Source organism: Modicisalibacter coralii, from assembly GCF_004117855.1.
Taxonomy (GTDB): domain Bacteria; phylum Pseudomonadota; class Gammaproteobacteria; order Pseudomonadales; family Halomonadaceae; genus Modicisalibacter; species Modicisalibacter coralii.
In genome coordinates this window covers 65793-74397 of sequence record NZ_QWBW01000026.1, presented here as the reverse complement: position 1 = coordinate 74397, position 8605 = coordinate 65793, and the positions used below count along the sequence as shown (strand labels likewise).

The 8605-nt window shown below is 67.7% G+C and carries 8 protein-coding genes; 2 read left to right on the top strand and 6 right to left on the bottom strand.

Annotated features, from left to right (window positions below):
• Positions 1-161 precede the first annotated feature (161 nt).
• Complete coding sequence (locus D0901_RS14750; protein WP_129141069.1) at positions 162-356, bottom strand: hypothetical protein; 195 nt, start codon at positions 354-356, stop codon at positions 162-164.
• Positions 357-635: 279 nt separating this feature from the next.
• Here D0901_RS14750 and D0901_RS14745 point away from each other — a divergent pair, with 279 nt between their 5' ends.
• Positions 636-848, top strand: a complete 213-nt coding sequence (locus D0901_RS14745; RefSeq protein ID WP_129141068.1) for a hypothetical protein — start codon at positions 636-638, stop codon at positions 846-848.
• Between the two features lie 100 nt (positions 849-948).
• On the opposite strand, the gene D0901_RS14740 is transcribed toward D0901_RS14745, so the two are convergent.
• Positions 949-1155, bottom strand: coding sequence for a hypothetical protein (locus tag D0901_RS14740; protein ID WP_129141067.1), 207 nt, complete (start codon positions 1153-1155; stop codon positions 949-951).
• Between the two features lie 284 nt (positions 1156-1439).
• Between D0901_RS14740 and ybiO the strand changes: the two genes are divergently transcribed.
• On the top strand, positions 1440-3854 hold the full coding sequence (ybiO, locus tag D0901_RS14735; protein WP_425256183.1) for a mechanosensitive channel protein: 2415 nt from the start codon (positions 1440-1442) through the stop codon (positions 3852-3854).
• Between the two features lie 342 nt (positions 3855-4196).
• Here ybiO and D0901_RS14730 read toward each other — a convergent pair whose 3' ends face one another.
• From D0901_RS14730 to hemC, 4 genes are read right to left on the bottom strand one after another with little or no spacing between them, the layout of a single operon-like run.
• The gene (locus D0901_RS14730; protein WP_129141066.1) at positions 4197-5420 is read right to left on the bottom strand and encodes a heme biosynthesis HemY N-terminal domain-containing protein; all 1224 of its coding nucleotides are present in this window, start codon (positions 5418-5420) and stop codon (positions 4197-4199) included.
• Positions 5417-6847: a uroporphyrinogen-III C-methyltransferase gene (locus tag D0901_RS14725; protein ID WP_129141065.1), complete on the bottom strand. Its 1431-nt coding sequence runs from the start codon at positions 6845-6847 to the stop codon at positions 5417-5419. The genes D0901_RS14730 and D0901_RS14725 overlap by 4 nt, the downstream gene beginning before the upstream one ends.
• A 6-nt stretch (positions 6848-6853) precedes the next feature.
• Positions 6854-7639, bottom strand: a complete 786-nt coding sequence (locus tag D0901_RS14720) for a uroporphyrinogen-III synthase (RefSeq protein WP_129141064.1) — start codon at positions 7637-7639, stop codon at positions 6854-6856.
• 2 nt (positions 7640-7641) lie between these two features.
• Positions 7642-8583: a hydroxymethylbilane synthase gene (gene hemC, locus D0901_RS14715; protein WP_129141063.1), complete on the bottom strand. Its 942-nt coding sequence runs from the start codon at positions 8581-8583 to the stop codon at positions 7642-7644.
• Positions 8584-8605: the final 22 nt, after the last annotated feature.

Below are 8605 nucleotides of genomic sequence, written 5' to 3'. Positions count from 1 at the left end.
GACCAGAGCGGCCGGACGAGCGGTCATGAAGGGCTCCTGAGCGAAGGACACAAAAGGCCCGCCGGGGCGGCGAGCCCGGTTTCATTCAGGATTCAACATACTAGGTTTTCTACGAAAAGTCGGCGAGCGCAGGCAATTTTCGTACAAAGCCAAAGCCGGTTTCAACGTGGCAAGCCCTGCGCCAGCATCTGCCCCAGGGCCAGGGGGCTGGGCATCAACGGCGGCACCACGACGCCCTCGAAATCGATGGAGTGGCAACGCGGACACGGCGGCGAGGTAACGGCCTCGGCCTTGGTCCGGTAGATCAGCGTCTGACAGTGGCGGCAAAGATACAGCGCCCGGTGAGTCTCGAACATGACCGCTTTCCCCCCCCTGGAAAGTCCCCCGACCCGAACCGCGGAAACGGTTCGTTACGCTCAAGCTTGTCAGGCACTCGCCAAGGCGTCGAGATGAAAAACCTGCCGCCGCGGTGGCTAATGCTTCTCAGCCGGGCAGGCGGTAGCGCCGTCATGTGCGCCGCAAAAAAATAATCAAGTGAATGACGTTACGCAACGGGGGCGTGGTGTGGATACGGGTTTTAACCCCCTCCCGCCGATGTGCCACACTGCCAGCCCATGCCCACAGGGAGTCGACGCATGCTCAAGAAGACCATCACTTGGCGGACGGTGCCGGCCAGCGAGGCCTCGCAGAGGCGCTACGAAGTCTATGACAGCGATACCGGCAGCGTGATCGGCGTTTTCGACACCCAGCAGGCCGCCGAGAACGAGGTCGAGTCGATGAACCGGTCCGACGTGGAGGGGCTCGACGAAAACCGTCGCAAGCAGGACGCCGACCCGGGCGATGGCTGACCGAGCCGTCAGGACCACCGCTGCCCGGACACCCCTCGGGAGGATGGGCGCCAGGGGCGTTTCAGACTCTCGAACCGCCGGGCGGCGGTTCGTCAGACACTCAAGAGGCCAGTTGTCCGGCCGGTAACGGGCGCCGCGTATCACGGCCGCCGGTCATCGCCATGACCTTCTCCAGGTCGTCACTGTGACACTTGTAGGCACGGCATTCGGCACACCGGATGTCCTGCTCCGTATCCCTGGGTGTCGGCAGCATGAAACGTTCGCCGCCACAGACGTTGCAATTCAGTTCCAGCGTTACCTTCAGCATGGGGATCCCTTCCCTTTTATAGGAGTCTTTGTCGTGCGCCGTCACGACGGCACGGTAGGCTAGTCTGCCTTGATTGGCTACCATATACAATACCTGTACAAGGCTTGGCGACCGCGATGCCGCCATCACTCCCTCGCGAGCAGGCACGCGCCTTCGAAGAGTTCGGCCGAGCCCCACAGGCGATTCTGGATAGGCCCACGCCGATGGTATGATCGCCGATCACCGTCTCGAAAAACTCACAGCCAAAAACGGCGGGTCGATGCCGCCTCACATGGAGGTCCAACGTGCCGAAAACACGTACTCAATCCTGGCTGGGATGCTGTCTCTGGCTGGCCTTGATGCTATTCGCGCTGCCGACACTGGCTCAACAAGGCGATAGTGCGCCCCCCTCTTCTTCAGCGGAGCAGTCCTCGGCAGATCAGGCCCAGGACCCGGGCTACGCCACGCTCGCCGACCTGCTGGAAAACGACGCCTCGCGCCAGCGCCTGATCGAGGAGCTGCGCTCGCTGGCCGCCTCGACGAACGCCGAGCAATCCACGCCGGCCGAGGCGTCGTCGGCGGAGAGCGCCGCGCAGAGCGCGCCCAGCGGCCAGAAGCCCGAACAGGCCAGCCTGGCCCGGCGTCTGGCGGTGATGACCAGCCAGGTGGCCGGCGACATCGGCCATCAGTTCAAGGCCCTGACCGCCGCGCTGGGCGGTATCTTCGCGCCTCAGGCCAGCGCCGGGCCGGGCATCGACACCGCCGCCCTGACCAACGCCGCGATCAATCTGGCCCTGGTGATCGTCGCCACCTTCGTGGTGTTCTTCGTGCTGCGCCGGGTGGCGCACCCGCTGTTCACGCGGATCAGCCATTGGTCCCGGCACGCCGAAGGGCGCAGCGCCCTGCTGCGCCTGATCGTGGCCGTGGCGATCGCCGCGCTGATCGACGTGGTGGTGATCGCGCTGTCCTATGTCGGCGGCAACCTGATCGCCACCTTCGCGATCGGCGAGACCGGCAGCCTGACGACCCAGGCCTCGCTGTTCCTCAACGCCTTCCTGGTCATCGAGCTGATCAAGGCCGCGCTGCGCATGTTGCTCGCGTCGCGCTACGAAGGGCTGCGCCTGGTCTCCGTCGACGCCGCCGCAGCGGCACACTGGAACCGCTGGCTGGCCGCCCTGACCGGTTTCGTCGGTTACGGCATGCTGGTCGTGGTGCCGATCGTCGGCTTCAACCTGTCGCCGGCGCTGGGTCAGGGCATCGGCCTGCTGATCATGGTGCTGGCCTTCATCTACGCCACCACCATGGTGCTCAAGAACCGTCTCACGGTACGCCGCGGGCTGGAAGCCAAGGCCGAGCAGGCCACCATGAGCCCCGCCCGGGTGGGTCTGCGCCTGCTCGGCAAGGTCTGGCACCTGCTGGCCATCGCCTACTGCCTGATGGTGCTGCTGGTCAGCATCGTGCGCCCGGAACGCGCCCTGCCCGATGTCGCCGCGGCGACGCTGCAGTCGCTGATCGTCATCGGCCTGGGTCTGCTGCTCTCGAGCGTACTGACGCAACTGATCGGCCGGCGTATCACGCTCTCCGAGGACTTGCGGCGCAAGCTGCCCAAGCTCGAGAAGCGTCTCAATGCCTACATCCCCACCTTCCTCAAGGTGATCCGCACGATCATCCTGGTCGTCGTGGTGATGCTGGTGCTCAACGCCTGGGGCGCCTTCGACCTGGCCGCCTGGTACGCCACCGAGGCCGGACGCAGCCTGGTCGGCAAGCTGATCGACGTGATCGTCATCCTCGTCGTCGCCGCAGCGCTGTGGATCGCCCTGGCCAGCCTGATCGAGCACCGCCTCAACCCGGAAACCGGCAGCGGCGAACCCTCGGCACGCGCCAAGACCCTGCTCAGCCTGTTCCGCAATGCCCTGGCGATCACTTTGATCACCATGACCGCGATGATCGTGCTCGCCGAGATCGGCATCAACATCGGCCCGCTGATCGCCGGCGCCGGGGTCATCGGCCTGGCGATCGGCTTCGGGGCACAGAAGCTGGTCCAGGACATCATCACCGGGGTCTTCATCCAGGTCGAGAACGCCATGAACACCGGCGACGTGGTCACCGTGGGCGGTGTCACCGGCACCGCCGAACGCCTGAGCATCCGCTCGGTGGCCATCCGCGACCTGGCGGGCACCTATCACATCGTGCCCTTCTCCAGCGTCGACACCGTCTCCAACTACATGCGCGAGTTCGGCAACCACGTCGGTGAGTACGGCATCGCCTACCGCGAGAGCATCGACGAGGCCATCGCCCAACTGGAACAGGCCTTCGAGGATCTCAAGGAGAGCGAGCACGGCAACAAGCTGCTGGCACCGCTCACCGTGGCCGGCGTGACCGCCCTGGCCGACAGCTCGGTGAACATCCGCGTGGTGATCAAGACCACGCCGGGCGACCAGTGGGGCGTGGGCCGCGCCTACAACCGGCTGGTCAAGCTGCGCTTCGACGCCGCCGGTATCGAGATTCCCTTCCCGCACACCACGCTCTACTTCGGCGAGGACAAGGATGGCAGCGCCCCCGCGGCCAACATCCGCCTGGTCGAAGAGCGTCGGCGCGCGGCGGATACCACCCGCACCGAGCCGGCAGCCGACAGCGACGAGGCGCCGGTCTATCAGGTCAACGACCCCTCGCACCGCAAGCCGGACGAGGACGACGTCGACTCGCCGCAGGAGCGTTGAGCGAGCGCGCCGAGCCACGTCAAGGGCTGCCCAGGGGGCAGCCCTTTTTCGTGGGCGCATCACGCCTGCCTGCTGCCATGCCACACCTGGCGGATACCATCGGCCTGCTGCGGTGCGTCGCCTGCCGGGTTGCGGGGTCATACGCCGGCTCGGTGGTATCGCTCAGCCGACGGACCGCCTGGCCGCCACTTCGCCGACAGCCTTCGCCGAATACCTCGCCCATCGCCGGAGAGACCCGGACGCCATGAGCGCCACACCGCGACCCGCGGTCAATCGCCCGCCACGCTGACCCGGATACAAAAAAGGGCGCCGATCGGCGCCCAGGAGAGCAAACGCGTGGCGTCAGGGGTTCTGGTCGCTGGGCTGCGGCAGGGCAGGCAGTGACTTGTCGAGCAGTTCGACACTCTGACGGTAGTAGAGCTGACTCTTGTTGTGTTCGCCGAGATTGGCGAACAGCCTCGCCAGCTCGGCACACACAACCCCGCTGGGGCGCTGGCGCTGGCTGGCTTCGAAGTACTCCTGCGCCTTGCCCCAGAAGGCGTTGCGCAGCGACAGCCGGCCCAGGGTCAGCAGCAGGTCGGGGTCGTTGGGACGCTCCTGCAGCCACTTCTCGGCATAGGCGAGCTGACGCCCGGCATCGACGTTGAGCAGACCGTAGCGCAGCACCAGCCGGCTGTCCCAGTGCTCCTTGAGTGTGTGGCGCAGCAGGCGCTCGGCGATGCCCTCTTCCTTGCCGCGCACCAGCGCCTCGGTATACAAACCGACCAGCTCCACGTCACCGCGCAGGTAATCCGGCATTTCGGCCCAGAGGTTGCGCACCCGTTCGACGTCGCCGGGGTTGCGCGCCGCCTGGACGATCAGCTCGCGATAGGCGCGCTGTTCCATCTCGCGGCGCTCGTCGTCGCCGATCAACTGCTGACGCGCCAGGCGCGGCATCAGCCGGCGCAGGCCGTCCCAGTCGTTGACGCTCAGGTAGGCCTGCTTGAGCAGCTTGAGAACCTGGGGGTGATCGGGCAGCTGCTTCTCGAGCCGGGTCAGGGTCGCCAGCGCCTCTTCGAACTGCTGGCGATCGAGCATCAGTTGCGCCTGCACCAGTCCCACGGCCGCTTCCGAGCCCTCGGTACTGTAGTGGGCCCGCTTGAGCAGGGTGTCGGCCTGGTCATAGCGCCCCTGGTAATGGGCCGCCAGCGCCGCCGAGAGGTAGTTGACCAGCGGTGTGCTGGAGTCGTCGGCGGCCCTGGTCAGCGCCTTCTCGGCACGCTTCCAGCGCCCTTCGGCCAGCGCCACCAGGCCGCGCACGGTACGCCGCATGGCGTTGCGATGACGGGTGCGGCTGTTCCACACCTTCAGGCGGCTCATCGGGCGGCGCAGCCGGGTCAGCAGGCGCAGCACGAAGTGCAGGACCACGAACAGCGCGAACAGCAGGATCAGGCCGAACCAGAACGAGGTCTGGAAGGAGGTGTCGCCGACCCGCACCAGCCAGTAGCCGGGCAGCGACTGCATCAACTGGCCGAACAGCGCGCCGATCGCCAGGCCGAAGACGACGACGAGAATGAACTTTCTCATGCCGCGCCGCTCCCGGCGTCATGGCGACGCTCCATGAAGTCACGCAGTTGCTGCAGGGAATCGCTGATGTCCGGCAGCTCGGGACGGATGGTCTTGCCCTTCAGCGAGGCCAGGGTGTCGAGCGAGCGCGTCACGCCCTGGCTGTCGGTGTCGTAGTAGCCCTGAATCAGCGAGCGCGCCTTGTCCAGGCTCGCCCGGTAGAGCTTGGGATCGCTCTGCAGCAGCGCCAGCTGGGCCTGCTCGAGCTGCAGGCGCACGTTCTGACGCAGGTAGGACTCCTGTTCGGGGGTGATCAGCGCCTCCAGCGCCTGGTCGTGCTTGCGGATTACCACCAGATCCTTGAGTTCCTGGCCGAAGCGCGACAGCTGCTGCTTCCAGCCGCCACTCACCGGCGAGGTATCGCCAGCCTCGGCGGCCTGCTGCTGGATATCCTGCTGCAGCGGCAGCTTGGCCAGTTGCTCCTGCTGTGCCATCAGTTCGAGATACAGCCCGGTGCGGTCGACCTGCGGCACCGACTGCAGTTCGCCGAGCTCCGACTGGATGCTGCGGCGCACCGGCGTCAGGGCCGGATTGTCGATCTGCGCCAGACGCTTGTCGGCGGTCTGCAGCAGCGAGATCGCGCCCTTCACGTCGCGCTCGAGCTGCAGACGCTGGTTGGCCAGGCGCAACAGATACTCGACCTCGGCATAGCGCCACTCGCTGGTATCGGTCTGCTGCTTGCTGGCGAGCTGATCGAGCACCTTGTCGAGGGTATCGTTCATCTGCTGGCGATACTGCTGGAAATCGCTGCGAATCGACTGCAGCGCCTGCTCGCGCTGCTGGTCACGCTGACCGAACTGCGACTTGAGTTCATCGATGGCCTGGGCGTTCTGTTCGCTCTGAGCGAGCCGCTGCTGCTGGGACTCGAGCCGCTGCCAGCCCCACCAGCCGCCGGCCACCACGACCAGCGCCAGCAGGATCACCAGCACCAGGGCGATACCGCCGAGCTTGCCGCCGCCACCCCGCGAATCGCCGCCGGAGGCCGCACTCTTGCCCCCCGCCGGTGGCGTGGTGCCACTCGCGGAGCGTGGGGACTCGGCGGGCTTGCCGCCCGACCTGCCGGCATTGCCCCCCGACTGTGCGTTGGACTGACCGGACGGGGATGCCTTGCCCCCCTGGGCATCGCTGCCCTTGGGGTTGTCGCGCTTCGCGGCATCGTCCGCCTTGGCGGCGGCCTCATCCCCGGTCTTTTGCGGGCGGCTGCCCGCCTTCTCGCCGTCGGATGCGGCGGCCTTGTCACGACCACGCTCGGACGATGCCCGCCGAGAGCCGTCCTCGGCCGTCGTCGCAGGGGTCTCGCCGGCCGGCTTGGCGTCACCGCCCGCCTTGGCCTTGCCTGCGCCGGACGGCGCCCGGGAGTCGTCCTGATCGTGCTCTTGCTTGCTCATCTGTCGCTAGCCCTTTTCGAGATCTTCATGATCGGCGCCATCCAGGTCGCAAACCTCGGCCACGGCGGCTGCCAGTGCGGCCGGCGAGGCGCCCTGCGCCGTCACGGGACGCAGGAAACCCAGTGTGTGGGCCAGTGTAGCCAAGCGCCGACTGGAAACGATTAGCGGTTGGTTCAACGCTGCCTTGCCACACCATCCTGCCAGATGTTCGAGCAGTTCGCCGCTGGTCACAACCAGTGCGGCGAAATCGCCACTCGCCAGGCGGGCCGTCGCCGCCTCATCCAGCGGCTGGAGAACGCGGCGGTAGAGCGCCAGCCGGGTGATGCGCGCGCCACGTGCAGCGAGCGTCTCGCCCAGGGTGGCACGCCCCCCCTCGCCGGCCGCCAGCAACACCCGCTGTGCGTCGAGCCGGCACAACGACGGCAGGGCCAGCAGCGCTTCGCTGGTGGTACCGGCCGCGAACGGCGGGTGATGAACCCGAACGCCGAGCTCGCGATGCAGGGTCTCGGCGGTCGCCGCACCCACCGCGTAGAAGCGCGGCCCCAGCGGCAACTGCGGCCAGTAGCGGTCGACCCCGGCGGCCAGGCAGCGCGCGGCGAAGGGACTGACCACCACCACCCGGTGGAAGTTGTCGAAATCGAGCCAGGCCTGGCGCACGGCCGGGGTCTCGGTCAGCGGTTCGAGACGCATCGCGTCGAGCGTCTCGACCTCGGCGCCGCCGGCCGCCAGCGCCTCGCGAAGCGGCCGCGCACGCTCGCCGGGACGCGAGATCAGCACCCGCGGCCGGCTCACCCTCAGGCCTCGCCGTAGACCCGGGCGAGAATCTCCCCGGCCCCCTGGTCGAGCAGGTCCTCGGCGACCCGAATGCCCAGCGTCTCGGGCTCGCTGGCCGATCCACGCCCCTCGGCACGCAGCACCTGCGAGCCATCCGGCATGCCCACCAGGGCGCGCAGCCACAGCGTGCGACCACCCTCCTCGAGCACCGCGTGGCCGGCGATGGGCACCTGGCAGCCCCCTTCGAGCCGGGTGTTCATGGCCCGCTCGGCGCGCACCCGGGTGGCGGTCTCGGCATGGTCGAGGGGGGCGAGCAACGCCAGCAGTTCGGGATCGTTGGTCCGGCACTCGATGCCCAGCGCGCCCTGGCCGCAGGCCGGCAAGCTGACCTCGGGCGGCAGCTCCCGGGTGACCCGCTCGCCGAGACCCAGCCGGCGCAGCCCCGAGGTAGCGAGGATGATCGCGTCGAACTCGCCGTCATCCAGCTTGGCCAGCCGGGTCTGGACGCTGCCGCGCAGGTTGAGCACCTCGAGATCGGGCCGCGCCTCGCTGATCTGCAGGCCGCGGCGCAGGCTGGAGGTGCCCACCCGGGCGCCCTCGGGCAGCGCATCCGGCCCGGCGTACTGGTTGGAAACGAAGGCGTCGGTGGGCTCGGCGCCCTCGAGGATCACCGACAGCCCCAGCCCCTCGGGAAAGTGCATGGGCACGTCCTTCATCGAGTGCACGGCGATGTCGGCCCGGCCGTCGAGCATGGCGTCTTCCAGTTCCTTGACGAACAGCCCCTTGCCACCGACCTTGGCCAGCGGCGCATCGAGGATCTTGTCGCCCTTGGTGGACATCGCCACCAGTTCCACGGCCAGGCCGGGATGCAGCGCTTCGAGACGCTCGCGCACGTGCTCGGCCTGCCACAGGGCCAGGCGGCTCTTGCGCGTGGCGATTCGGAGGGTCTGGTTGGCGGACACGGCGGTCTCCTGAAAGCGTCGA